This is a genomic window from Labrenzia sp. THAF35, from assembly GCF_009363595.1.
GTDB lineage: Bacteria > Pseudomonadota > Alphaproteobacteria > Rhizobiales > Stappiaceae > Roseibium > Roseibium algicola.
Window position 1 is genome coordinate 5439183 of sequence record NZ_CP045380.1, and the last position, 24758, is coordinate 5463940.

The following is a 24758-nucleotide window of genomic DNA, read 5'->3' on the forward strand; positions in this document are numbered from 1 at the left end:
ACTGGCAGCTTACAGCTCTGCCTTGCCCAAGACCTTCTGGAGGACATCGATCATCATCGAGAGATCTTCTTCCGATGTAGTGAGTGCCGGGGCGAAGATCAGCGCATCACCGGTTGCTTTGACATGCAGGCCTTCGTCGAACAGCTTCCGCTGCACCAGAGATCCCTTTGCTCCCGGCGTTTCGCCCGGTGTCAGCTGAATACCGGACATCATGCCATGACCACGCAAATCGTGGACATGAGGCAGATTGCGAAGGCTGAAAACGCCATCGAGGAATGTTGACGAGAGGCTTGCCGCCCTCTCGAAAAGACCTTCGGTCTTGTAGATGCCAAGTGTTGCCAAAGCTGCGGCGCAGGCAACCGGATGGGCGGAGTAGGTATAACCGTGCATCAGTTCCGGCCGATCCGCGGTGATGGAATCAATGACGGCCTTCTGGATCTCCGTCTTTACCGCGACAGCGCTCATGGGGATCGCACCGTTGGTAATCGCCTTCGCCATCGTCATGACATCCGGTGTGACACCGAATTCCTGTGCCGCGAAGGCTGAGCCCGTCCGGCCAAAACCTGTGATGACTTCATCGAACACGAGCAGAATGCCGTATTTATCGGCGATCTCGCGCAGCTTCTGCAAGTATCCGACGGGCGGCACGATAGTGCCGATAGAACCCGCAATCGGCTCGATGAAGACCGCGGCAATGGTCTCGCCACCGTAGGTCTTGCAGATCTCTTCCAGATCTTCGGCAATCCACGCTCCGTCTTGCGGTTGCCCTCTCGTGAAGCGCTGATCCTCGTTCCAGGTGTGGCGCATATGGACGACGTCGCAGGTAACGCCGGAAAAGTCCCGCCGGTTGTTGACCATGCCCGCCAGTGACGTGCCGCCAAGGTTGACCCCGTGATAGGCCCAGGCCCGCGAAACAAAACGGGTGCGCTGAGGCTCGCCTTTGGCCTTGTGATAGGCAAGGCAGATCTTGATGGCGGAATCGACGGCTTCAGACCCGGAAGACCCGAAAAAGATGCGGTCGAGACCTTCCGGCAGAATTCCACTGAGCGCTTCGGCAAGTTCGAAGGAGATCGGCGCCGCGCGCTGGAAGTGCGGGGAATAATCCAGAACCTGAAGCTGCTTGTAGACGGCTTCGGCAATCTCCTTGCGGCCATGCCCCGCTGCACAGGTGAACAGGCCTGAAGATCCGTCCAGGATTTCCCGCCCCTCGGGCGTCCAATACCGCACGCCCTCCGCCCGCGCGAACATCTGCGGTTCCTTGTGGAAGAGACGGTTGTTGGTGAACGGAAGCCAGTGGTGATCCATGTTGATCGGCATCTGGGTCATGGCGCAGGGTCCTTCAGATCGGAGCATTCCCATCACTCCTAGGACCAGTCGCAAACCCGCCGTAGAGCCAGCGCTTGAATTCATAGGAGCCAGAGGCCCAAAGCCCGCTTTTGGCGTTGTGCTGGCGAGGCAGCTGCCTATGGTCCGGTCAAGCGACTGTTTCAGATACTTCGGAAAGGCAGGCTCATGAGCGGCACAATCCTCATTACCGGAACGACCTCCGGCTTCGGTCAGGCGATGGCCCGGCTGTTCGTGCAAAACGGATGGAAGGTTATCGGTACCGGCCGGCGCGCGGATCGGCTGGAAAAGCTGAAGACGGATCTCGGCGAGGCATTTCACGCGCTTGTCTTCGACATCATGGACGAAGCTGCAACAACTGCGGCCCTCGCCAGCCTGCCGGAGGACTTTCAGGAGATCGACATCCTCGTCAACAATGCCGGCCTTGCCCTCGGCACGGCTTCGGCACCGGCGACGAAACTCTCCGACTGGAAGACCATGATCGATACCAACATCACCGGTCTCGTCACCATCACCGACAAGCTTCTGCCGAAGCTGATCGAGCGCAAGGGCATGGTCGTGAACATCTCCTCCATTGCTGCCAACTGGCCCTATCCGGGCGGAAACGTCTATGCGGGAACCAAGGCGTTCCTGCGCCAGTTCTCGCTTGGCCTGCGGTCGGATCTTCATGGCAAGGGTGTGCGGGTTACCTCCATCGAACCGGGCCTATGCGAAAGCGAATTCACGCTGGTGCGTACCGGTGGCAACCAGGAAAGCTACGATGCTCTATATGGCGGCGCCAACGCGATCCAGCCGGAAGACATCGCCAGCACGGTCTATTGGGTCGCGACACAGCCCCCGCATCTCAACATCAACTCGCTGGAACTGATGCCCGTCAGCCAGTCCTGGGCCGGCTGGCAGATCGCCAGAGAGGGCTGAGGTGAATCTGTGGCGGCGCAGTTCGCCCACGGACAAAGCGGATTTATCAATCTGTCCACATGCGCCTTGTCATCTCTGCGAAGGCAGGGATCCAGTAATCGCATGAAGTCGCATCTGACCCTCACCAGCCACATAGGATACTGGATCCCGGTCTTGACGCTGACGCGACAAACCGGGACGACACGCAGGAGATGCCGCGCGTCCCTTCTTCAAAAACGTCAACGGCCGAACGCGTCTCCGCGTCCGGCCGTCATTGTGCAGGCAAGATCCCGAACGATCAGGCCTTGGTCACCTTCTGGGTCTGGCTGCCCAGCTTGTCGATGCCAAGCGTCATGACTTCGCCGCCCTTGAGGTAGACCGGCGGCTTCTGCCCCATGCCAACACCCGGGGGCGTGCCGGTGGAGATGACGTCGCCAGGCTGCAGGCTCATGAAGCGGCTGAGATAGGAGATCAGGAACGGTACCCGGTAGACCATCGTCTTGGTGGAGCCGTTCTGGTAGCGCTTGCCGTCCACTTCCAGCCACATGCCGAGATCGTCGAAGTCGCCGACTTCATCCGGCGTTACCAGCCAGGGGCCGATCGGGCCGAAGGTATCGCAACCCTTGCCCTTGTCCCAGGTGCCGGACCGTTCGATCTGGAATTCGCGTTCGGAGACATCGTTGATCACGCAGAATCCGGCGACATGGCTCATCGCGTCGGCTTCCTCGATATAGGCACCGCCCTTGCCGATCACGACGCCGAGTTCGACTTCCCAGTCGGTTTTCTGCGAGCCGCGTGGGATCTTGACGTCGTCATCCGGACCGACAATGGCCGAGGTCCACTTGTTGAAGACCACCGGTTCCGGCGGCACATCCATGCCGGATTCGGCAGCGTGGTCGGCGTAGTTGAGGCCGATACAGATGAACTTGCCGATATTGCCGACGCAAGGTCCGACGCGCAGGTCCTGCTGCGGAGCGCCCTCCACCAGTGGCAGCGAAGCGACGTCGAGCCCCTGCAGGCGTTGAATGCTTTCAGGCAGGAGAGCATCGCCGGCGATATCCGCGACAACGGAAGAAAGATCACGAACGCGGTTGTCGGCATCGAGAACACCGGGTTTTTCCTGTCCCGGAGCGCCAAATCTCAGCAATTTCATAAAGGATCGTCCTTGAGTGGTTGGAGCCCGGCTGCGCGTGCAACCGGGCTCGATGGGGTTGGTTACGACAAAATCGATCAGTCGTACAAGACAGCAGCGATCTTCGGATCGTCAATGTTGGATTTGTCGTAGTAGTAGAAGCCGGTGTCGATATGCGCCGGAACTTCCTTGCCCTGCGATGCTTCGAGAGCTGCTTTCACGGTCTCGTAGCCGATACCGACCGGGTTCTGGGTGATCGCACCGGCCATGACGCCGTTGCGGATCGCATCCTTCTGGGCCTTGCCACTGTCGTAGCCGATGATGACCACATCGGACTTGCCCATTTCAGAGACACCGTTGACCACACCAAGGGCAGACCCTTCGTTGGCACCGAAGATGCCCTTCAGATCCGGATTGGCTGTCAGGATGGCCTTGGTGAGTTCTGTCGACTTCAGATGGTCACCGCCGCCATATTGAACGGTGACGACCTCGATATCCGGATGATTTGCCTTCATCTGGTTGACGAAACCGTCGACACGGTCGATGCCGGTCCGGCTGGTCTGGTCATGTGCCACCACGGCAACCTGGCCAGCTCCGCCGATCAGCTCAGCCATCTTGTCGGCAGCCAGTGCTGCTGCAGCAATGTTGTCGGTTGAAGCCGTCGACACCGGAATATCGCTGTCGACACCACTGTCGAAGGCGATGACCGGGATGCCCTTTTCCTGAGCCTGCTTCAGAAGCGGAATGGCAGCCTGACTGTCGAGAGCGGCAAAGCCGATTGCCGTCGGGTTCTTGGCAAGGGCAGCGGCCAGCATGTCGATCTGGCGGTCGACCATGGTCTCGTTGTCCGGGCCTTCAAAGGTGATGGTGACACCCAGCTCCGAGGCGGCCTGATCGGCTCCAGCCTTCACGGCCTGCCAGAACTGGTGCTGGAAACCCTTGGAGATGAGCGGAATGTAGGTTTCCTGGGCGAAGGCAAAGTTCCCGGAAAGCATCAGGGCAGCGGCACTTGCAGCTCCGATAAGAGTACGTCTGTTCAGCATATTCCTCTCCTGTGGTTGGGTTGGACGGAAGGTCCGGTACCGGGGTGTGACCACCCTCTTGTGTGTTGATGAAACTCAGGCTTTGCGCCTGCGCACCATGTCCGCGTAAACGGCCAGGATGATGATTGCGCCGGTCACCACCGTCTGCCACTCCTGGGCGACGGACAGGACCCGCAAACCGTTGGTCAGGACGGCCATGATCAGAGCGCCGATCAGGGTCCCGAGAACCGTTCCGCGCCCACCGGAAAGCGACGTGCCACCGATTACGACGGCCGCGATGGCTTCCAGCTCATACCCCAGGCCGAGTGCCGGCTGGGCAGAGTTGAGGCGCGATGCGATCAGGATGCCGGCGATGCCGCAGATGGAGCCAGCCAGGGCGTAGACCGACATCTTCCAGAAATCGGTGTTGACGCCGGAAAGGCGAACCGCCTCTTCGTTGGAGCCCAGCGCGAACGTATAGCGGCCAAGAACCGTACGGCCGAGAATGTAGGACGCAGCCCCGGCCACCAGGAACAGGATCAGAACCCCGTTCGGGATCGGCAGCGCCGGGAAAATGTCGCCTATCAGCGAGCCACGGGAAATCAGGTCGAAGCCGGGCGTGTCGTTGAAATAGATCGGCCGGGTTCCGGAAATCACCAGCGACAGGCCTTTCAGGATCAGCATCATGCCGAGGGTCGCGATGAACGGCGGGATTTTCATCTTGGCGATGAAGGTGCCCGAACATAGGCCGCACAGCGCACCGGTCGCGATGGCGGCAACCACACCGAGCGGCAGCGGCATGCCGAGATTGGTCAGAACGACGCCTGCGATGACCGCGCAGAACGTCATCAAGGTTCCGACGGAAAGGTCGATCCCGCCGGTGATGATCACCAGGGTTGCCGCAACAGCCAAGACGCCATTGACCGAGGTCGCCTGCAGGATCGCGATCATGTTGGAGGTTTGCATGAAGTTGGGTGAAGCGATCGAGAAACCGATCAGCAGAAGAACCAGGCTGGCGAAGGCCAACAGCTTCTGGTGCGCCCCTGTCTCGATCAGACGTGCAACGAGCGACGGCGAGGAGGACGGGTTGACGGCGGTCATTGCTGGTATCCTTCTGGCTGCATGGATGGCGCCCGAAGCGTCGCCAGATGCATGATGTCTTCCTGCGTGGTGGCTTCACCGCCCGGCAGGATGCCGGTGAGACGGCCTTCACACATGACGGCGATGCGATGGCTGAGCCGCATGATCTCCGGCAATTCCGAGGAGATGACGATGATCGCCCTGCCCTCGTTGGCCAGTGCCTTCAGCAGTTTGTAGATTTCCGACTTGGCACCGACATCGATGCCGCGGGTCGGCTCGTCGAAGATCAGGATGTCACAATCCCGGTAGAGCCACTTGGCGATGACGACCTTCTGCTGGTTGCCACCGGAAAGCAGGCGGACTTCCTGCCGGTCGGACGGTGTGCGGATTTCCAGTTTGGCGATATAGTCCTGCGCCGTCTTACGCATGGCATCGTCATTCAGGACGCCAAACCGGCTGGAAAAACGATCGAGGCTGGCCAGCGCCACGTTGGTCCGAACATCCATGCCGGTGGCCAGACCGAAATGCTTGCGATCTTCCGAAAGGTAACCGATGCCCGCCTTCACGGCGTCGGAAGGTTTCGATATCGAACGGGGCTTGCCATGAACCCGGATCTCGCCGCTGTCGCGCGGATCAGCTCCGAAAATCGCCCGTGCCACTTCCGTTCGCCCGGCCCCCATCAAGCCGGCAAAGCCGAGGATCTCGCCTTTCTTGACGGAAAAGCTGACGTCGCGGATCTCGCGCCCCCTGTTCAACCCGCGTATGTCCAGCACCGTCTCGGCGTCGGACAGATCGGGGATCACGATGGCCTCGCTGGTCAGCTCCCGGCCCACCATCATGGAGATGATCTTGGTAACAGACGTCTGCGCTGCATCAACGGTGCCGACATAGGAGCCGTCACGCATGACGGTCACCCGGTCGGCGATCTGCTTGAGTTCGTCCATCTTGTGGCTGATGTAGATGATGCCCACGCCATCGGCCTTCAGGCGGCGGATGATGGTGAAGAGTTCGGCGATTTCCGCATCATTCAGGGCGGCCGTCGGCTCGTCCATGATCAGGACGCGTGACCGGTAGGACAACGCCTTGGCGATCTCGACCATCTGCTGACGGGCGATGGTGAGTTCACCGACGATCGTCTTCGGGTTCATCTTCAGGTTCATCGACTTGAAGATCTCGAGCGCCCTGGCGTTGAGCGCCGCCTCGTCCAGACGGCCGAAACGCTTGCGCGGTTCCCGGCCGATAAAGATGTTCTGCGCGACCGTCAGATCATTCATCAGGCTGAGTTCCTGATGAATGATACCGATGCCCAGCGCCTGGGCGGCCCGTGGACCGTCGATCTCCACGGCCTGACCGTTGACCAGCAGCTCGCCGCCGTCCCTGGGGTAAATTCCGGACAGGATCTTCATCAGCGTCGACTTGCCGGCGCCGTTTTCGCCCATCAGGGCATGCACTTCGCCGCTGTTCAGGTCAAAGCTGACATTCTTGAGGGCGTGTACACCGGGGAAGCGTTTTTCGATCCCCGTCATCCTCACCAGATTTGTCATGCGCGATCCTCCCAAACCGCGACAAAGGAGCCACCGTCAGATGGTGACACCTCCATCGACCAGAAGTGCCTGCCCGGAAACGAACCGGCTTTCGTCGGACAACAGGTAGACGATCATCGGCGTCATATCGTCGACGGTTGCCAGACGGCCCATGGGCTGCCGGGCGATGAAATTCTTTTCCGCTTCCACCGGGTCCGGTGCAGAAGCAATGCGGCCGCGCAAGGACGGAGTATCGACAGTGCCCGGGCATAGCGCGTTGCAGCGAATGCCTTCCTTGACGAAATCCGCTGCGACACCCTTTGTGAGGCCAATCACGGCTGCCTTGGTGGCGCCGTAGGCGGTGCGCATAGGAAAGCCTTTGATGGACGATGCCATCGACGACATGTTCAGGATCGATGCCGTGCCGGTTACCTTGGCGCGTTCGCGCATGCCCGGCAGGAAAGCTTGCGTCATCCGGTACATGGAGGTGACGTTCAGCTCGAAGCTGAAGGCCCAGTCGTCTTCGGTGATATCGAGGACAGTGCCGTTGTGAACGAAGCCCGCACAGTTGAAGAGCCCATCGAGCGCCGGCAGTTTTTTTGCCAGGGCGTCAACGGCTGAGCGATCACAGACATCCAGTTTGTGGATCTCGATACCGGGGCATTCGCCCGGGAGCGTCGACAGCGTTTCCTCGTTGATGTCCGCGGCGTAGACCTTTGCGCCTTCCCTGGCGCAGGCAATCGCGCTTGCACGGCCGATACCCTGCCCGGCTGCCGTCACCAATATTGTTTTATCTTTCAAGCGCACTGAAATCCTCCCGAAAGTCCGCGCATCGTCACAATGTTCCGCCGGATGCGGCTACATCACCGCACCGATCTGCCACGGCACGAACTCCACTCCGCCGAAGCCGAGTTCCTCGCTCTTCGATTGTTTTCCGGAGGCAACGGCGATGATCATTTCGAAGATCTCCTCGCCCTTGGCTTCCAGACTGACATTGTCGGAGATCACGTCACCGCAATTGATGTCCATGTCTTCCGACATCCGGCCATACATCTCGCTGTTTGTGGCGAGTTTGATGCAAGGGGTTGGCATGTAACCGGACACGGAGCCGCGCCCCGTCGTGAAGACGATTATATTGGCGCCTGAGGCGATCTGACCGGTCACCGAACATGGATCGAAGCCTGGGCTGTCCATGAAGACGAACCCCTTCTTGTCGACGGGTTCGCCAAACTTGTAGACGTCCACAAGGGGGGCAGAGCCTCCCTTGGCCGCTGCACCAAGAGACTTTTCCAGGATTGTGGTCAATCCGCCGCGCTTGTTGCCGGGCGACGGATTGTTGTCCATCTCGCCGCCATTGCGGGCTGTGTAGTCTTCCCACCAGCGCACACGCTCGATCAGCTTCTTGCCGACATCGACGGAAACCGCCCGGCGGGTCAAAAGGTGCTCCGCGCCGTAGATCTCCGACGTTTCGGACAGGATCGTGGTACCGCCATGACGGACCAGAAGATCGGAGGCAATCCCGAGTGCCGGATTGGCAGTGATGCCTGAATATCCGTCCGAGCCGCCGCACTGCATTCCGACGGTGATTTCGGAAATCGGCACCGGCGTGCGCTCGGCCTTGTTGGCAAGTTCGGCAAGCGCCCGCAACTCTTTCAGCCCGGCTTCAATGGTCTTGCGAGTACCGCCGGTCTGCTGAATGGTCATGTAGCGCAAATCGCCATCAGGGCGGATTTTGCGATCACCGACGAGATCGGCAATCTGCATGACCTCGCAGCCAAGACCGATCAGCAGGATAGCTGCGAAATTCGGATGCTGGGCATAACCGGACAGGGTCCGGAACAGCGTTGCGTAACCTTCGTCCTTGCCGGACATGCCGCAGCCGGTTCCGTGAACGATTGGCACGATGCCGTCGACATTCGGAAACTCGTCCAGCAGACCGGACTTCTCGGCAGCCTCCGCAATGAATTTTGCGACAGACCCCGAGCAGTTCACCGAGGTCAGAATGCCGATGTAATTGCGCGTGCCTGCTCGCCCCGTTTGCCGGCGGTAGCCGAGAAAGGTGCGCTCTTGCGTTGCGGGCTCAAGCGGGATCGAGGCTTCGGCGTGCTGATAGTCCTGGCTGTGATCGCCCATGCCGAGGTTATGAACATGGACATGCTCCCCCGGCTTGATGTCTGACTTCGCCTGCCCGATGATTTGACCGTACCGAATGACGTTTTCGCCAGCGGAGATCGGCTTGCGGGCAATCTTGTGGCCACGCATGACCTGCCCGGATAGCGGACAGTCAACATGGGCAACGCTTGCGCCGGCCGCAATATCCTGAAGGGCGATGACCACATTGTCATCGGCATTCAGAAGGATCGAATTGGCATGAGGCTGCAACACGTCTCTCTCCCCGCTACGGCCGCTACGGCTGGTCCGCCTTGTCATTTCAAGATGACAAGACCCTTCTCAACCCGCTGACATCAATCAGCTTTTCACTCTTCTCCGAGCACTCTCCATGGAGCATCGGCACGGCCAGCCTTTCTTCACGATTAGCTTGACAGGGTAACTGTGTCAACTAACATGTTAGCATTCAATCGAGTTGACAATGTCCCTGACCAACGAACAAGATTTTCCCGAGATCACCCTGCCCGACATTGGCAAACTGTCCGGCTCGCTCGCACAGCGTGTCTATGAGGCACTGCGCTCGTCGATCCTGGCGATGGACCTGCCGCCGGGCACCCTTCTCAGGAAACAAGTCATCTGCGAACAGCTTGGTGTCTCCCGCTCGCCGGTGACGGAAGCGATCACCCGGCTAGCAGGCGAAGGCCTTGTCGAAGTCATTCCCCAGTCCGGCTCCCGCGTGACCAAATTCTCCATGTCGGAAATCCGCGAGGGCGCCTTCCTGCGGGAAGCCATCGAACTGGCGGCGGTTTCCAAGGTGGCGGCGGAGCGCACCGAAGAGCAGTTGACGGAGTTGAACCGCAATTTGCGTCTGCAGGCTCTTTGTCTGGAAGATCACGACGAAACCGGCTTCTACCGGGAAGACGAGCGCATGCACGAGCTTATCTTCTCCTTCACCGGCTACCCGAAGCTCCACAGCCTGTCTGCCACCGGGTGGATGCAGGTCAACCGGGCACGGCAATTGCTGTTGCCCATGCGCGGCAGAGCCTTTGAGGCCTATGACGAGCACCGGGTCATCGTGGAAGCAATCCGCGACCGCGATCCGGAACGGGCACGCCAGGCAATGCAAAAGCACCTGAGCGAACTTGTCACGCGCCTGGAACCGCTCGCCGAGACCAGGCCGGACCTGTTCGACTGAAAACCTGGCCCGTGGCCCGACACCAGACCGCAGATCATGCGGCGTTCAAACTGATCCTGAGGAAACATCCAGAGGAAACACATGACCGCCTTGAAAACACAGCGGCTGAACGACAGAACCGCAAGACCCATCGACCTGACGGAGATGGGTTTCGGCGGCGCGCCGCTCGGCAATCTCTACCGCAAGGTTTCGGAAGAAGATGCCCAGGCTGCCCTTCAGGCGGCCTATGACAACGGCATCCGCTACTTTGACACGGCGCCGCAATACGGCCTGGGCCGATCGGAAATGCGCTTTGCCACTGCCATCAAGCGTTTTGGCCGCGAGAACATTCAGCTTTCGACCAAGATCGGCCGCCTGCTGCTGGATTGCGAGCCGCACGAGGTGACCCCGGAAGCCTTTGTCGATGTGCCGCAAAAGCGGATCGTCTTCGACTACAGCTATGACGGCGTCATGCGCAGCTACGAGGCAAGCCGTCAGCGACTGGAGGTCGCCAACGCGGACATCCTTTTCGTGCATGACGTCTGCGCCTTTTCGCAAGGCTCTCAGGAAGCCAGCGATGCCCGCGTCCGCGAGCTTTTCGATCTTGGCGGCTACAAGGCGCTTACCGAGTTGAAAGAGGCCGGGGACGTTGCGGCCATCGGCGCAGGGGTAAACGAGTGGCAGGTTTGCCAAAAGCTGCTCGGCCTTGCCGATTTCGACTGTTTCCTGCTTGCCGGCCGCTACACGCTTCTGGAACAGGACGCCCTTGAGAGCTTCCTGCCGCTTTGCGAGCAACGGGACGTCGGCATCATTCTGGGCGGGCCCTATAATTCCGGCATTCTGGCAACCGGAGCCGTTCCCGGTGCGAAATACAACTACGCCGATGCACCGCCGGAGATCCTTGAGCGCGTGCGCAAGATCGAAGATGTCTGCCGCAGCCATTCAGTGCCGCTGATCGCGGCCGCGCTGCAGTTCGTGCTTGGACACCCAAGTGTGAAGACCGTCATCCCCGGCGCAGTGAACGCGGCCGAGGTTGAAGCCAATATTGCTCTCTTGAAGACCGATATCCCTGCCGCACTCTGGTCAGACCTCAGGTCTGCTGGCCTGATCCGCCCCGATGCCCCCTTGCCGAGCGAGACTTCCCATGTTGCGTAACCTTCCCCCCATCCTGAGCCCCTCGCTGCTTTATGCCCTCAGAGCCATGGGGCACGGCGACGAGATCGCCATTGTCGACGCCAATTTCCCGGCGGAAAGCTCCGGTCCCGATTGTGTTCGTCTCGATGGTATATCGGCAACAGACACGCTGAAGGCGATCCTGTCGGTTATGCCGCTCGACACGTTCGTCGCCGCCCCCGCCCAGACGATGCAGGTGGTCGGTGATCCGGACGCGGTGCCGGAGATTGTCGCCGAGTTCCAGACCATCATCGATGACACCGCCGACAAGCCGGCCAGGATTTCAACGCTGGAACGCCACGCCTTTTATGAAGCGGCCAGCCATGCCTTTGCCGTGGTCCAGACAGGCGAGAACCGCCTCTACGGCAACATCATTCTGACCAAGGGCATTATCGAGCCATGACCTGCAGACATCACGTGCCATCCAGCCCCTTCCTTTAGCTTCAGGCGCACTTAGACTCGCCGCCCCGGCGTCAATCCATTCACCTTCTCGATGATCGACGCGGCGTCGATACCGAAATGGCGGTAGAGATCGCCAATCGTACCGGTCTGGCCGAAATGTTCGACACCGAGCGGGATGGTCTGGTGGCCGGCAACACCGCCAAGCCAGGCGAGCGTTGCCGGGTGGCCGTCAATCACGGTGATCAGTTTGCAATGACCGGGCAGATCGCCCAGCAGTTGCTCGATATGGGACCTGGCGGCCGCGTTGCCACGAGACCTTGCTCTTTGCGCCGCCGTCCAGCCCGCGTTGAGGCGGTCGGCGGACGTCACGGCAAGAACACCGACATCCCGCCGGTTACCGGCGAGTTCTCCCGCCGCCTTGATGGCTTCGGGCGCAACGACACCCTGATAGGCGATCACAACTTCGCAGTTGGGGCCGGGTTTGCGAAGCCAGTAGGCACCGTCAATGGCGCCCTGGCGGAAGGCATCGTCGGCCCGTTTGACGGGCTGTTCGATCGGGTTGGTCGACAGGCGCAGATAGACGGAGCCGCCGGTCTCGTCGCGCAGCCAGGTGCGTTCGTCCGGATCGCCCTCGCCGTCGCGCTGCAGGTAATCGAAGGCCCATTCCATGATCACGGCCAGTTCGTCGGCAAAGGCGGGTTCGAAAGCGGCCAGCCCGTCCTGGCTCATGCCGATCAACGGTGTGCCGATGGACTGGTGCGCACCGCCTTCCGGCGACAGGGTCACACCGGATGGCGTACCGACAATCATGAAGCGGGCATCCTGATAGCAGGCATAGTTGAGCGCATCGAGCCCCCGGCAGACAAAGGGATCATAGACTGTGCCGATGGGGATCAACCTTTCGCCAAAAAGCGAATGAGAAAGACCGGCAGCGCCCAACAGCAGGAACAGGTTCATCTCGGCGATGCCGAGTTCGATATGCTGGCCTTCCGGCGTGAACTCCCACTTCGCAGTCGAGGGAATCCTGTGCTCGATGAAGGCATCCGCCATGGCCTTGCGGGCGAAGAGCTTGCGCCGGTTGACCCAGGGACCAAGGTTGGTGGTGCCAGTGACATCCGGTGAGGTCGTAACGATACGCTCGGCCAGTTTGCTGTCGCCCTTGGAGAGATCATCCAGCACCTTGCCGAAGGCCATCTGGGTGGAAATATCCCGGTCGGAGGCAAGCTCGATAGCAGGTACGGCGATCTTGTCGTCAGAGAAACGGCGGGTGCCTTTGGCAAAGAACGGCACCTGATCCAGAAACGCCTTCAGCGCTCCAACGTCCGGCACTGTCGCGAAGGGCTCCCATTCCTCGCCTTCCGCAACGCCCATGTGTTTCTGCCACTCGGCCATCTGGGTCTTGTTCATCAGGCCGCCGTGATTGTCCTTGTGGCCAGCAATCGGCGTGCCCCACCCCTTAATGGTATAGGCAAGGAAGCAGGTCGGCTTGTCATGATCGATGGCGGCGAAGGCTTCCGCCATGGTCTCGGTGCAATTGCCGCCGAGATTTTCCATGAGGTCCGCCAGTTCATCATCCGAGCGGCGGTCGATCAGCGCGGTGACATCGCCCTGATCACCCAGGTCGTCCATCAGGCGTTTGCGCCAGACGGCTCCCCCCATGAAGGTGAGCGCGGAATAATCCTGGTTGGAGCAATCGTCGATCCACTGGCGCAGCTTGTCGCCGCCGGGTTCGGCAAAGGCCGCGCGCTGCAAGACCCCGTATTTGACCCGGACCACCTGCCAGCCGAAGGCATCGAAGATTTTCTCGACCCGATCAAAGAGCCCCTCACGAACGATCCCGTCGAGCGACTGGCGGTTATAATCGATGATCCACCAGCAGTTCCTGAGATCGTTCTTCCAGCCCTCCTGAAGGGCTTCATACACATTGCCTTCGTCGAGTTCAGCATCGCCGACCAGAGCGATCATGCGGCCGAGCGGCTTGTCGCCCGACCAGCTCTTGGCCGCGATATAGTCCTGTACCAGCGACGCGAAGGAGGTAATCGCGACACCGAGCCCAACCGAACCGGTGGAGAAATCGACATCATCGATATCCTTGGTACGCGAAGGATAGGACTGAACGCCTCCGTAACCGCGAAAATTTTCCATCTTTTCGCGCGTCTGATTGCCCATCAGGTACTGGATCGCATGGAAGATCGGCGAGGCATGCGGCTTGACCGCCACCCGATCTTCCGGCCGGAGAACAGAGAAGTAGAGCGCCGTCATGATCGAAACCATGGAAGCCGAACTTGCCTGATGCCCGCCGATCTTGATGCCATCCACCTTCGGACGCACGTGGTTGGCGTGATGGATCATCCAGTGCGACAGCCACAACAGGCGCTGTTCGATGGTCTTCAGGTGTTCGGTGCTCATGGAGGCGTTCCCGTTAAGTGCGTACTTGCCGTTACTCTATCTTCGGGCAAGAACCGGTTTCTTGCTATTTCCTAATCTTTTCGGCTAAGTCTTGGAGAGTTTCACCAAGAATGAGGCCTTCCTTGGCGATTTCCGACACGATCGACACATTTGATATCCAGATCCTGCGGGAGCTGCGCCAGAACGGCAGAATTTCAATTCAGGATCTTTCCGAACGCATCGGCCTGAGTGCGACACCGGCAGCCCGCCGCCTGAGGCACCTGGAAGACCGCGGCATCGTGACAGGATATTGCGCGCTGATCGACGAGGTGAAGCTCGGCTACGAGGTTTCGGTCTTCGTGTCCGTTCAGCTCGACAAGCAGATCGACGTCACCCTGGACCAGTTCGAAGCCGCCATTCAGGCGTTTCCGGAAGTCGTTGATTGCTGGCTGATGACTGGCAACCGGGACTATCTCCTGCGCGTGGCAACCACCGGGCTCGCCGCCTTCGAAACCTTCCTGACCGGAAAGCTGACCAAGGTGCCCGGTGTCGCCAACATCGAAAGCTCCATTCCGCTGCGGCGCGTGAAATCCGGTGTCGCAAGGACGCCCTGATTTGGGCTGTCCGCCACGTTCCCCGGCTCTCACTTCCACCGCTCCCGCATCCTGAGGAGCGCGTTTGCGCGCTTCTCGAAGGATGGGCCACTTGCTCCGGAATGTGGGGCCCATCCTTCGAGACAGGGCTTCGCGCTTCCTCAGGATGAGGTTGAGAGGAGGAGAGGATCTGGAGATCCGTGGAAAGACCTGGGCGTTGACTGAGTTCAGGCTGCCGCCGCAACAGGCACCTGCGGCATGGCCTGCGCCAAGTCTTCCAGGATGTCGCCGAGGTCTTCCAGGCCCACGGACAGGCGCACGAGGCCGTCGCTGATGCCGTGGGCAGCGCGCTCTTCCGGGGTGTAGGTGGAATGGGTCATGGAGGCCGGATGCTGGATCAGCGTTTCGGCATCGCCCAGGGAAACGGCCCGCTGGATCATCTTGAGGCCATTCATCATGGAAATACCGGCTTCCAGACCACCCTTCAGTTCAAAGGCAATCATGCCGCCCGGCTGGCTCATCTGCCTGTTCGCCAGTTCGTGCTGTTCGAAGCTTTCAAGTCCCGGGAAGTAGACCTTTGAGACCGCAGGATGGTCTTGCAGCCATTCGGCGACTTTCTGCGCGGACGCACAGTGCCTGTCCATGCGCAGAGCAAGCGTCTTCAAACCGCGCAGGATCAGCATGGCACTGAACGGGGCCATCACCGCACCGGTCATGTCCTTCATTCCGACGAGACGGATCTCCTGGATCTGGTCGGCCCGTCCGGCAACCAGACCGGCCACGACGTCACCATGACCACCCAGATACTTGGTGGCCGAATGCAGAACGAGGTCGGCGCCAAGTTCGATCGGGCGGGTGAGATAAGGCGTGGCATAGGTGTTGTCGACGATTACCGTTGCACCGGCCTCATGGGCGATTTCCGAAACGTGACTGATGTCGACAAGGCGCATGTTCGGGTTGGCCGGGGTCTCGAAATAGACAACCCGGGTCTTGTCGGAAATGACGGTGCGCAGGTTTTCCGGATCGGTCAGGTCCACATGGGTGATCTTGATGCCGAACTTGGTCAGGCCGTGGCGCATATAGGCAAAGGTGCAGCCGTAAAGGGTTTCGTCTACGATGATCTCGTCCCCCGGTGCCACGAGCGTCCAAAGCGTCGCGGTGATCGCGCCCATGCCGGAAGAAAGCGCGAGGCCGGCTTCTGCTCCTTCCAGATCCGCAATGCGGCGTTCCAGAAGATCCAGCGTCGGATTGGAAATGCGGCTGTAGATATGCCCTGCCCGCTCGCCCGCGAACATCTCGCCGCCGGCTTCCGCCGTCTCGAACACGAAGGTGGAGGTCAGATGCAGCGGTGGTGTCAAAGACCCCTCGTTTTCAAGCGGATTGTAAGCGAGGTGGATCGCACGGCTGGCAAAACCCTTGTAGGCACTCATGGCTGTCTCCCTGATTTCAGCCTGAGCAATATGATCCAATCATGAGGGTGATAGATTTCAAAATCTGTCAGTGATAGCCTTCAGATTAGCATAATCTGCCAATCGAGCTTCAAATGGACAAGAAAGACCGACAGATCATCCGCGCGCTGCAGCGGGATGGCCGCATGACCAACCAGGACCTGGCGGAAGCGGTCAACCTTTCCCCTTCACCCTGCTTGCGCCGGCTCCGGAACCTGGAAGCCTCCGGGGCGATCAAAGGGTTTTCGGTGGATGTGGATGCTGCCGCCTACGGTCTGCCGATCACCGTCTTCGTCCGCATCCGGCTGGAGCGCCACAACGAGGAAGATGTGCGCCGGTTCGAAAGCCGGATGCAGACCATCGAGGAGGTTCTGGAATGCCACGTGCTGACCGGCGCGATGGACTATCAGCTGCGCGTGGTGGTGTCGGATCTTGAAGCCTATGAGACCTTCATCCGCAACCGCATTCATCCGATCGGCGGCATCGCGTCGATCGATACCAGTTTCGTTTATGGCACCGTGAAGAAGACGGCAGTGTTTCCACCGCTCGCCTGACCCTACGGCAATGTTGCTATTCCTGCCGGAATTTCACTGGCGGCGATTTCTCCGGCAACAGTCCGGACCGGAAACGCTGCAGCACCACCTGCAGAAGCAGACCCACCAGCAGCATGCGGATGAACGAACTGCGGGTCGCCCATTCCGGCGGCAGGCGGTTGGTGAAGATTTCCGTCACGGACCAAAGCGTCCAGATGGTCAAGGCGCCGAGGATCGCACCCCTGTTGTTGCCGGAGCCACCGGCCATCAGCATCACCCAGACAAGGAAGGTCACCAATAGCGGATCGGTGGCCGTCGGCGACAGGAAGCGGAAATAATGCGCAGACAGGCCACCGGCGATCCCCATGATGGCGCAACCGATGACGAAGGTCTGGATCCTGAATTTCTCGACGTTCTTGCCGACGGCCGCCGCCGAAGCCTCGTTGTCGCGGATCGCACGCAGGCTGCGGCCCCACGGGCTGTCGTGCAGGCGCGAGGCTGCCAGATAGACCAGCAACACCACGAACCAGACAAAGCCGAGAAACACAATGTCCCCCATGCGCCCGGTGGTGAGATCCGCCAAAGGCCTTGGAATGCGGGACAGGCCCAGACTGCCGTTTGTGAGCCAGCTTTCGTTGACGATGACCAGCCGCAGGATCTCGGCGATCCCGATGGAGGCCATCGCCAGATAGTCGCTCTTGAGACGCACGCAGATCTTGGCCACCGCCCAGCCGGCAAGCCCGGCGAGTATCGCAGCCCCGATCAATCCAATCGGCACAGGCAGGCCAAAGCCCCCGAGATGCTTGGACGAGGCCGCGGTTGTCAGGATCGCCGAGGTATAGGCCCCAACACCGTAGAACCCGGCGATGCCGGCGTTGAAGAGGCCGCCCATGCCCCATTGCACATTCAGGGCAAGGCACAGGATAGCGTAGATACCACCCAGGATCAGAAGGCTGACCGCATAGAAAAAGAGACCGGTGAGTTCCATCAGAGCAACCTCCCCTTGAAGAGGCCCTGGGGCCGGAAGATGAGCAGGCCGATCATCAGGACGAAGGCAACCGCCGTCTTGTAGGACGGGGAGATAAGCGCATCGTCACCGATCCAGTGATAGGAAGAAAGTTCCTCGGCCAGGCCGATGATGAAACCACCTGCCATGGCGCCCATCGGCTTGCCGATCCCACCCAGAATGGCGGCGGCAAACATAGGCATCAGCAGATTCCAGCCCAGATTGGGGTGAGCACTGGTGTTCAAAGCGGCAAAGGTTCCGGCGATCGCCGCCAGAGCCGCGCCGATGATCCACGTCCAGCGAATGACCTTGGCGGTATCCAGACCGGAAACTTCGGCCAGTTCCGGATCGTCGGCAACTGCCCGCATGGACCGGCCGGTTCTTGTGACGGTCAGGAAGTAATGCAGAAGCACGGCAATGATCGCTGTTGAGATCACCGCCTGCAGATGCAGCACCGACACCCGAAAGGTATCGAACAGGACCAGCGGCGGTTTAACGCCTGTCGAAAACACCTGGTTTTGAGAACCCCAGACCAACTGAACGATCGAACGGAAGACCAGCGCAATGCCGAAGGACGAGATCACCGTGTAAATGGTCGGCAGCTCGCGCAGTGGCTTGTAGAAATAGCGGTCGACCAGCAGCGCCGAGACAATCGTGAGTGCCATGCCGAAGGGGATCAGCAGAAGCGGATTGACCGGGACGATGGCAGCCATGGCCAGCACACCGTAAGTGCCCAGGGTCATCAGATCGCCGTGTGCAAAATGGGCAAAGCGCAGGATGCCGAAGATCATGGAAATCCCGACAGCGCCAAGCGCGTAGATGCTGCCGATGGCCAGCGCCGGGAACAGATAGAAATTCACGAACTCGATCATGCAGCCGCTCCCCCGAGGAAGAGGCGACGCACGTCTTCATCCGCCAGCAACTCCTTGCCGGTTCCGCTGGCATAGTTTCGCCCGTTCACCAGGATATGGCCGTGATCAGCAATCTGCAGAGCCTGGCGGGCATTCTGTTCCACCATCAATATCGTGATCCCGGTTTTTCGGATGTCGAGAAGCAGATCGAAGATCCGCTCCAGATAGGCAGGCGACAGACCGGCTGTCGGCTCGTCCAGCAGCACCAGCTTCGGGTCGCTCATCAAGGCGCGGCCCATGGCTACCATCTGCCGCTGTCCACCCGAAAGCTCGCCAGCAGGCTGTTTCAACTTGTCCCGCAGGTCGGGAAACAGGGAGAGCACACGTTCGCGCGTCGCCGCTTTATCCTTTGGTGGAGCTGCATAGGTTCCGACATCAAGGTTCTCGTCTACGGACATGGTCGCAAAGACGTTTTTCGTCTGAGGCACTGCCGATACACCGAGCGGAACAAGAGCGGACGTCTTGCAGCCCGCCAGTTCCTTCGCGCCAAGTTTGATCGACCCGGCGGAGACGGTGGTCAGTGCGAAGATGGTTTTGAGCAAGGTGGACTTGCCGGCGCCGTTCGGCCCGAGAATGACCGCGATCTCTCCAGGCTCAACGGTCAGTGAGACCTCTTCGATGATGGGCGGACCGCCATAGCCGGCGCTGACGTTTGTGACGGAAAGTCGCTCGGTCATAGCTGCGCCTCGTATTTTCCGCCGCCGAAATAGGCTTCGATCACACGTTCGTCGTTACGCACGTCTTCGACCGAACCTTCTGTCAGCAGCGTGCCCTGCGCCATGACCAGCACGTGGTCGCACAGCTTGGAAACGTAGTCGAGGTCGTGCTCGATGAGGCAGAAGGTCAGGCCCCGCTCCCGGTTCAGCATCAGGATCTTGTCCGCCAGCTTGGACAGAAGTGTGCGGTTAATGCCGGCCCCGATCTCGTCCAGCAGGATGATCTTCGGGTTGCGCATCAGGGCGCGGCCGAGTTCGACCAGCTTCTTCTGACCACCGGAAAGATTGCCTGCCTTCTCGTCGATGACATGGTCCAGTTCAAGCAGGCGGACAGTGTCCCGCGCGGTCTCATAGATTTCCTGCTCCTCGGCCTGGTAATGGCCGCGGCGGAAGATCACGTTGAAGACATTCTCGCCTTCCGGTGCCGAGGCAGACGCCATCAGGTTTTCGAGAACCGAGAGATGCCCGAATTCGTGAGGTATCTGGAAGGTGCGTGCGAGGCCTGCCTTGGCCCGTTGATGGGGTTTGAGCGCAGTTATGTCCTTCCCGTCCAGAAGCACCCGGCCGGCACTGGGCCGGATTGCACCTGCAATGACGTTGAAGGCGGTTGTTTTTCCCGCACCGTTCGGCCCGATCAGGCCGGTGATGCGGCCTGCGCCGATCTTGAAGCTTGCATGGTCAATAGCCCGCAAACCACCAAAATCGACGCAGATTTTGTCCAGCTCAATCACGCTGTCGCCTGCTCGGCTTATTCGACGATTTCGACTTGCTTGTAGCCGTCGCCGTCCACGACGAACTTGCCGATATAGCCACCGACATCGCCGTTTTCATCGAACTCCGCGGAGCCGCTGGCACCGTCATAGTCGATGTCCTTGCCTTCCTTGATCAGCGCAATCGCCTTTGCCCATTCACCCGGGCCGACTTTCTCGCCCGGAGCCATGGCGACTTCCTTCAGGGCTTCGGCAATCTTTGCGCGGTCAGTCGAACCGGCCTTTTCAACAGCCAGCAGAGCCAGGAAAGTTGCGTCATAGGTCTGGTCGACAAAAGCCTTGTCGGCACCTTCGCCAAATTCGGCGTTGAAGGCATCATGCAGAGACTGCTGGGCCGGGTTTTCAGCCGGAGACGTCGGTGAGGAGAAGAACGAGGTCTTCAGGGCATCCGCGCCAACGTTCTGGATCAGCAGTTCGTCACGAAGACCATCCGTGCCGATAAATTTGGTGAAGAGGCCACCTTCAATGGCCTGACGGACGATCTTGCCGCCGCTGTCGCCGGCATAGGCGATCACAACCAGCGCCTCGGCATCACCCTTGGCCAGGCTTGCAAGTTCCGAACGGTAGGAATCCTTCTTTTCTTCGTGCTTCGCCTCGGCGACGATTTCACCACCGGCTTCAGTGTAGGCATCGATGAATGTTTCGCCGATACCGACGCCATAGTCATTGTTGACGAAGGTGAGCGCGACTTTCTTGATGCCTTCGTCCATCACCATCTTGGCGAGGATCTCACCCTGATAGTTGTCTGAAGGCACAATGCGGAACACCAGTCCGTTGTCTTCCAGGAAAGTCATGGCCGGAGAGGTCGCGGTCGGCGAGATCTGCGGCACGCCCGCCGGAATGATTGCAGCTTCGGCAGCGGCAATGGTGGTGCCAGACATAAGCGAACCCATGATGATCGGCACGTTTTCCACGTTCACCAGCTTCTGGGCAGCGTCGACCGCGCCCTGGGCGGTGCCGGTGGTGTCACCGTAGACGGCAACTGCCGTGCCACCCAGCAGACCGCCCTGCTCGTTCACCTGCTTGACCGCGAGATCGGCTGCATTTTGAAGCGGCGGAATGAAATTGGCGATCGGTCCCGTGATGTCCATCAGGATACCGATCTTGGTGTCGTCCGCCAGTGCGGCGGTGCCCGTGCCGAGCAACGCTGCTGCGGCCACAATTGTCGTCAATTTTCTCATGCTGTCATCCCCTCATGGCTTGACCTTGAACTCCTGCACAGCCTGTTCTTTCCTCCTCGACAGGCTTTGTCTTTTCAGTCGCGCAGGACCTCCGTTTCGAACCGGCCCGGCAGGCTGACTTCCAGCAGTTCCAGGTCGGCAGTTGCTTCCGCGTATCGCGTCGCCATGTTCGGCGGGATCACGAAGGCGTCTCCGGCAGACAGGCGGTAAGGATCTTTGCCTTCGCCCTCCAGGGTCATTTCGCCTGCCAGCACAAAGTTGAATAGAATATCGCAGTCATGACGCGTCCAGGGAGAGGCCTCCCCGACCGGACGAGCCACCATAACAGATGCCACGCCTCGGGTGTTGTCACAGATGGTGGTGTCGCGTGCCTCAAAACCCGGAATGCGGAACGGTTCAAAAACGCCGTCCTGTGCCAGGCTGTGCACGAATTTCTGTCCTTGCCACTCCCGATCCGGCCGCTCATGGGGCGTCGGCAGGGTCATCTCGTGGTCAATCTCGGTAATGTGCTCGGCTGGGACGCCGATCTCGATTACCTCGATTCCTTCGGCTGCGTGCATCACGCGGTGACGGATTTCAGGCGGCTGGATGAAACAGTCACCAGCTCTCAGACGGCGCATGCCGCCCTGATCTTCATAAAGAACATCGACCCAGCCGTGGACACAAAAGATCAGCTGAAACCCGACCTTGTGGAAGTGAACCATGTCCGGAACCGGTCCGTCCGGAACCCGGATATGCGAGGCGATCATGGCGCCACCGAGCCGTGTCGGCACAAGATCCCGATAGGACATGCCCGCCCGGCCGATCACCCATGGGGCCTGGTCTGCCAGACGGCGCACCACGAAGGCGTGCTCGGTTTCAGGCATCACCAGCGGTGGATTGAGTTCGTCGATCTCGACACGTGTCCCGCTCGGGGAGACCAGCAGGCGCTCGCCATCTGCAAATTCATCCGGATTTTCCGTCAGAATTCGCAGCGTGCCTGGTGCTTCGCTTGCACCCTTTTCCACCCGCACGCGCAAGCCGTGACCGGAGAACACCGCAATTTCCGGGCTGTCGGCCGGATAGATCATGTCCAGCCGCATGTTCAGCTTCTTGGTGAAGAACGGCAGGTCCTTGGCAAGGTCCTGGGTCGGTAGTCTGACTTCCGCGCGGGTTTCCGTCATGTCCTGTCCATCGCTCCCTTTACCCCCGCTTCAGCCTGCCTGTGCAGAGGATGTTGTGTTCTGATTGCCGGCGTCCTCATGTGCTGCGAGGTAGGCCGCCTCCCCTTCAAAAACGAACCGCAGGATCCGGTCGCTTGCGGCAACCGCGTCCCGGCGGCAGAAAGCCTGGTAAAGCTGGGTGTTACCGGCAACGATCAACGGATGGTTCGCCTGATGGGCAAAGGTCATCAGGCGAACGGCCTGCACCTGGGTCATGTAGCGCTGCAGCGCCTTGCGCAACGAAACATTCGGCACGGCGGCAATCCAGCTGTTGCGGAAAATCTCGCAGGCCCGATGCAAATGCTCGGTATCCCCCGCCGCCATAGCCGAACCCGCATCCTCAAGGATGTCGTCCAGTCCCTTCAACTCGTCTTGCGACAGGCTGAGCGCTGCCATGGCGGCTGCCCGCGGCTCAAGAAGACGTCGCAGATCGAAAATTTCCAGAATTTCCCGGTGGTCGAGACGCGGCAGCACAAAGCCCCGCGTTGTCGGTTCCAGATAGCCTTCATGGGCAAGACGCATCAGGGCATCACGAGCCGGCATGCGGGAAACGCCGAATTCGGCCGCCACAGCGGTGTCGACAAGGCGGATATCCTGACCAAGTTCCCCGCGCTGGATGCGCCCCATGAGCAGGTCGTGGATCTGTCCGCTGGTGCTTTGTGCACCCGAAGTGGAGGCGGTTGATTTTCCTGCTGTCACCGGCAAGCCTCCCTTGTCACGAACCTCGTCACCATGGCAAATTCGTATACAGAACAATTCAAGCCTAAACAGACACTCAGCCTATTCAACCCATTTTCAGGCATTTGAAAAGTCCTTTAAGCTTGAACTATCTCAAAAACTGTATACGAATATTCCGGTGACGGTCAATAGCGTGTTTGAGACGGAAACGGATCTGTTTCAGCACCCCGATTGACCGAAGGAAACGACATTTCGGGGGACCGCATGACGACCAGGGAAGACGGCTACTTCCTCTATCATTCCATCGGCCAGTATCCCGGCAAGGAAGCCGGATTGAGCGCCGCGATGGCGGAGCTGGCCGCCGTCTGGAGTGCTCCGAACGATCAGCAGTGGCCCTATCTGCTCGGCAAGCGCGGAGAGTTCATCGATTACTGGCGCGCGATCATCGATGCACCCGCCGGGTCCGCCACGACCTGCGAGAACGTGACCCAGGGCGTCGACATGGTCATGCGGGCGCTGCCGGACGGCCTGCTGCGTGGCCGCAAGGTGCTGGTGGCCGCAGACTGTTTCCCTTCCAACCACTTTCTTCTCACCCGCCTGCAGGAACGGCTCGGCTTCGAGCTGGTAACCGTGCGGGCCCGTCAGGGCGCAAATTTCGTTGCTGACGAAGACATGATCGCCGAGTGGGACCGCGATGTCGCGCTCTGCCTGATCACCTGGGTCAGCTCCACAACCTCAAGACGCTCGGATCTGGAAACCCTCGTTGACCATGGCCGCTCGATGGGCAGCATCATCGGTGTGGACATCACCCAGGCCGCAGGACTCCTGCCCTATTCGGTTGAGGCGCCGAACGTGGATTTTGTGGTCTCGACCAGTCTGAAATGGATGTGTGGCACGCCTGGAGCCGGCATCTTGTATGTCCACCCGGACCTGATCCGGGATTGCAGGCCGGAGCTGTGCGGCTGGTTCAGCCAGGACAACCCGTTCAATTGGGATATCGACGCCTTCGAATATGCCTCTGACATCCGCCGCTTCGACAACGGCACCCCGTCGATCATGCCTTCGGCCGCCTCTGTGCCCGCCCTGAAGTGGCATGCCAGCGCCGACAGGGCGTCCATCCTGCGCAGCAACCGGCACCTTTGCGGCATCCTGATCGATGGCGCGGATGACCTTGGACTGAAGCTGCTCACACCGAGATCAGAAGAAGATCGTGGCGGCAGTCTCATGTTCGGACTTGCTTCGCCAGAACAAGCCGTGCAAGTGCTGACCCATCTGCGTGGTGCCGGATTTTCCGCAGATACCCGCGGCGCAACCCTCCGGCTCTCCCCCGGCATCCAGACGAGCGAAGAGGCCACACGCGAAGTCGTGGTGGAACTGGGGAAGGCACTGGCAGGATGAGCCGGGAGGCCGTTTCGCCGGAGCCAGCACAAGCGCCCCATCCTTCGAGACGGCCTGACGGCCTCCTCAGGACGAGGG

At 60.0% G+C, this 24758-nt stretch carries 23 protein-coding genes; 7 read left to right on the top strand and 16 right to left on the bottom strand.

The window, feature by feature from the left end:
- Window positions 1-9: 9 nt before the first annotated feature.
- Entirely contained in the window at window positions 10-1353 is a 1344-nt protein-coding gene (locus FIU93_RS25025) for an aminotransferase class III-fold pyridoxal phosphate-dependent enzyme (protein ID WP_286202384.1), read from the bottom strand.
- Between the two features lie 159 nt (window positions 1354-1512).
- Here FIU93_RS25025 and FIU93_RS25030 point away from each other — a divergent pair, with 159 nt between their 5' ends.
- Window positions 1513-2262, top strand: a complete 750-nt coding sequence (locus FIU93_RS25030; protein WP_022997684.1) for an SDR family NAD(P)-dependent oxidoreductase — start codon at window positions 1513-1515, stop codon at window positions 2260-2262.
- A 277-nt stretch (window positions 2263-2539) separates the two neighbouring features.
- On the opposite strand, the gene FIU93_RS25035 is transcribed toward FIU93_RS25030, so the two are convergent.
- From FIU93_RS25035 to FIU93_RS25060, 6 genes are all read right to left on the bottom strand, one after another.
- Complete coding sequence (locus FIU93_RS25035) at window positions 2540-3394, bottom strand: fumarylacetoacetate hydrolase family protein (RefSeq protein ID WP_062489284.1); 855 nt, start codon at window positions 3392-3394, stop codon at window positions 2540-2542.
- A gap of 77 nt (window positions 3395-3471) precedes the next feature.
- Window positions 3472-4416 (bottom strand): ABC transporter substrate-binding protein, encoded by a 945-nt coding sequence (locus FIU93_RS25040; RefSeq protein WP_022997686.1) that lies wholly within the window; start codon window positions 4414-4416, stop codon window positions 3472-3474.
- Between the two features lie 75 nt (window positions 4417-4491).
- Window positions 4492-5496, bottom strand: coding sequence for an ABC transporter permease (locus FIU93_RS25045; protein WP_152507085.1), 1005 nt, complete (start codon window positions 5494-5496; stop codon window positions 4492-4494).
- Window positions 5493-7019, bottom strand: a complete 1527-nt coding sequence (locus tag FIU93_RS25050; RefSeq protein ID WP_152507086.1) for a sugar ABC transporter ATP-binding protein — start codon at window positions 7017-7019, stop codon at window positions 5493-5495. The genes FIU93_RS25045 and FIU93_RS25050 overlap by 4 nt, the downstream gene beginning before the upstream one ends.
- Before the next feature lie 36 nt (window positions 7020-7055).
- Window positions 7056-7811: an SDR family oxidoreductase gene (locus tag FIU93_RS25055; RefSeq protein WP_209010449.1), complete on the bottom strand. Its 756-nt coding sequence runs from the start codon at window positions 7809-7811 to the stop codon at window positions 7056-7058.
- A gap of 45 nt (window positions 7812-7856) precedes the next feature.
- Entirely contained in the window at window positions 7857-9383 is a 1527-nt protein-coding gene (locus FIU93_RS25060; protein ID WP_152507088.1) for an altronate dehydratase family protein, read from the bottom strand.
- Window positions 9384-9588: 205 nt separating this feature from the next.
- On the opposite strand from FIU93_RS25060, the gene FIU93_RS25065 reads away from it, so the two are divergent.
- The 3 genes from FIU93_RS25065 (at window position 9589) to FIU93_RS25075 (ending at window position 11857) form a co-directional block, all read left to right on the top strand.
- The gene (locus FIU93_RS25065; RefSeq protein ID WP_022997690.1) at window positions 9589-10302 is read left to right on the top strand and encodes a GntR family transcriptional regulator; all 714 of its coding nucleotides are present in this window, start codon (window positions 9589-9591) and stop codon (window positions 10300-10302) included.
- Between the two features lie 81 nt (window positions 10303-10383).
- Complete coding sequence (locus FIU93_RS25070) at window positions 10384-11436, top strand: aldo/keto reductase (RefSeq protein ID WP_152507089.1); 1053 nt, start codon at window positions 10384-10386, stop codon at window positions 11434-11436.
- Window positions 11426-11857, top strand: coding sequence for an RbsD/FucU domain-containing protein (locus FIU93_RS25075; protein WP_152507090.1), 432 nt, complete (start codon window positions 11426-11428; stop codon window positions 11855-11857). Before FIU93_RS25070 ends, FIU93_RS25075 begins: the two co-directional genes overlap by 11 nt.
- Before the next feature lie 50 nt (window positions 11858-11907).
- On the opposite strand, the gene FIU93_RS25080 is transcribed toward FIU93_RS25075, so the two are convergent.
- Window positions 11908-14265 carry a 1-deoxy-D-xylulose-5-phosphate synthase N-terminal domain-containing protein gene (locus FIU93_RS25080; RefSeq protein WP_077290336.1) on the bottom strand — a complete coding sequence of 786 codons (2358 nt, stop codon included), beginning with the start codon at window positions 14263-14265 and terminating at the stop codon, window positions 11908-11910.
- Between the two features lie 110 nt (window positions 14266-14375).
- Between FIU93_RS25080 and FIU93_RS25085 the strand changes: the two genes are divergently transcribed.
- A complete protein-coding gene (locus tag FIU93_RS25085) occupies window positions 14376-14858 on the top strand; it encodes an Lrp/AsnC family transcriptional regulator (protein ID WP_152507091.1) in 483 nt (160 codons plus the stop codon).
- Window positions 14859-15064: 206 nt separating this feature from the next.
- Here the strand turns inward: FIU93_RS25085 and FIU93_RS25090 are convergent, their stop codons facing one another.
- Entirely contained in the window at window positions 15065-16267 is a 1203-nt protein-coding gene (locus FIU93_RS25090) for a methionine gamma-lyase (RefSeq protein ID WP_152507092.1), read from the bottom strand.
- A gap of 113 nt (window positions 16268-16380) precedes the next feature.
- Here FIU93_RS25090 and FIU93_RS25095 point away from each other — a divergent pair, with 113 nt between their 5' ends.
- The gene (locus tag FIU93_RS25095; protein WP_055659083.1) at window positions 16381-16839 is read left to right on the top strand and encodes an Lrp/AsnC family transcriptional regulator; all 459 of its coding nucleotides are present in this window, start codon (window positions 16381-16383) and stop codon (window positions 16837-16839) included.
- Between the two features lie 16 nt (window positions 16840-16855).
- Here FIU93_RS25095 and FIU93_RS25100 read toward each other — a convergent pair whose 3' ends face one another.
- From FIU93_RS25100 to FIU93_RS25130, 7 genes are all read right to left on the bottom strand, one after another.
- On the bottom strand, window positions 16856-17806 hold the full coding sequence (locus FIU93_RS25100) for a branched-chain amino acid ABC transporter permease (RefSeq protein ID WP_022997697.1): 951 nt from the start codon (window positions 17804-17806) through the stop codon (window positions 16856-16858).
- Complete coding sequence (locus FIU93_RS25105; RefSeq protein ID WP_022997698.1) at window positions 17806-18696, bottom strand: branched-chain amino acid ABC transporter permease; 891 nt, start codon at window positions 18694-18696, stop codon at window positions 17806-17808. Before FIU93_RS25105 ends, FIU93_RS25100 begins: the two co-directional genes overlap by 1 nt.
- Window positions 18693-19412 (bottom strand): ABC transporter ATP-binding protein, encoded by a 720-nt coding sequence (locus FIU93_RS25110; RefSeq protein ID WP_022997699.1) that lies wholly within the window; start codon window positions 19410-19412, stop codon window positions 18693-18695. Before FIU93_RS25110 ends, FIU93_RS25105 begins: the two co-directional genes overlap by 4 nt.
- The gene (locus FIU93_RS25115; protein ID WP_022997700.1) at window positions 19409-20182 is read right to left on the bottom strand and encodes an ABC transporter ATP-binding protein; all 774 of its coding nucleotides are present in this window, start codon (window positions 20180-20182) and stop codon (window positions 19409-19411) included. Before FIU93_RS25115 ends, FIU93_RS25110 begins: the two co-directional genes overlap by 4 nt.
- A 17-nt stretch (window positions 20183-20199) precedes the next feature.
- Window positions 20200-21402 carry an ABC transporter substrate-binding protein gene (locus FIU93_RS25120; RefSeq protein ID WP_022997701.1) on the bottom strand — a complete coding sequence of 401 codons (1203 nt, stop codon included), beginning with the start codon at window positions 21400-21402 and terminating at the stop codon, window positions 20200-20202.
- A gap of 74 nt (window positions 21403-21476) precedes the next feature.
- The gene (locus tag FIU93_RS25125; RefSeq protein ID WP_022997702.1) at window positions 21477-22565 is read right to left on the bottom strand and encodes a cupin domain-containing protein; all 1089 of its coding nucleotides are present in this window, start codon (window positions 22563-22565) and stop codon (window positions 21477-21479) included.
- A gap of 30 nt (window positions 22566-22595) precedes the next feature.
- On the bottom strand, window positions 22596-23303 hold the full coding sequence (locus FIU93_RS25130; protein WP_209010228.1) for a GntR family transcriptional regulator: 708 nt from the start codon (window positions 23301-23303) through the stop codon (window positions 22596-22598).
- Window positions 23304-23546: 243 nt separating this feature from the next.
- Here FIU93_RS25130 and FIU93_RS25135 point away from each other — a divergent pair, with 243 nt between their 5' ends.
- Window positions 23547-24680: an aminotransferase class V-fold PLP-dependent enzyme gene (locus FIU93_RS25135; protein WP_152507094.1), complete on the top strand. Its 1134-nt coding sequence runs from the start codon at window positions 23547-23549 to the stop codon at window positions 24678-24680.
- Window positions 24681-24758: the final 78 nt, after the last annotated feature.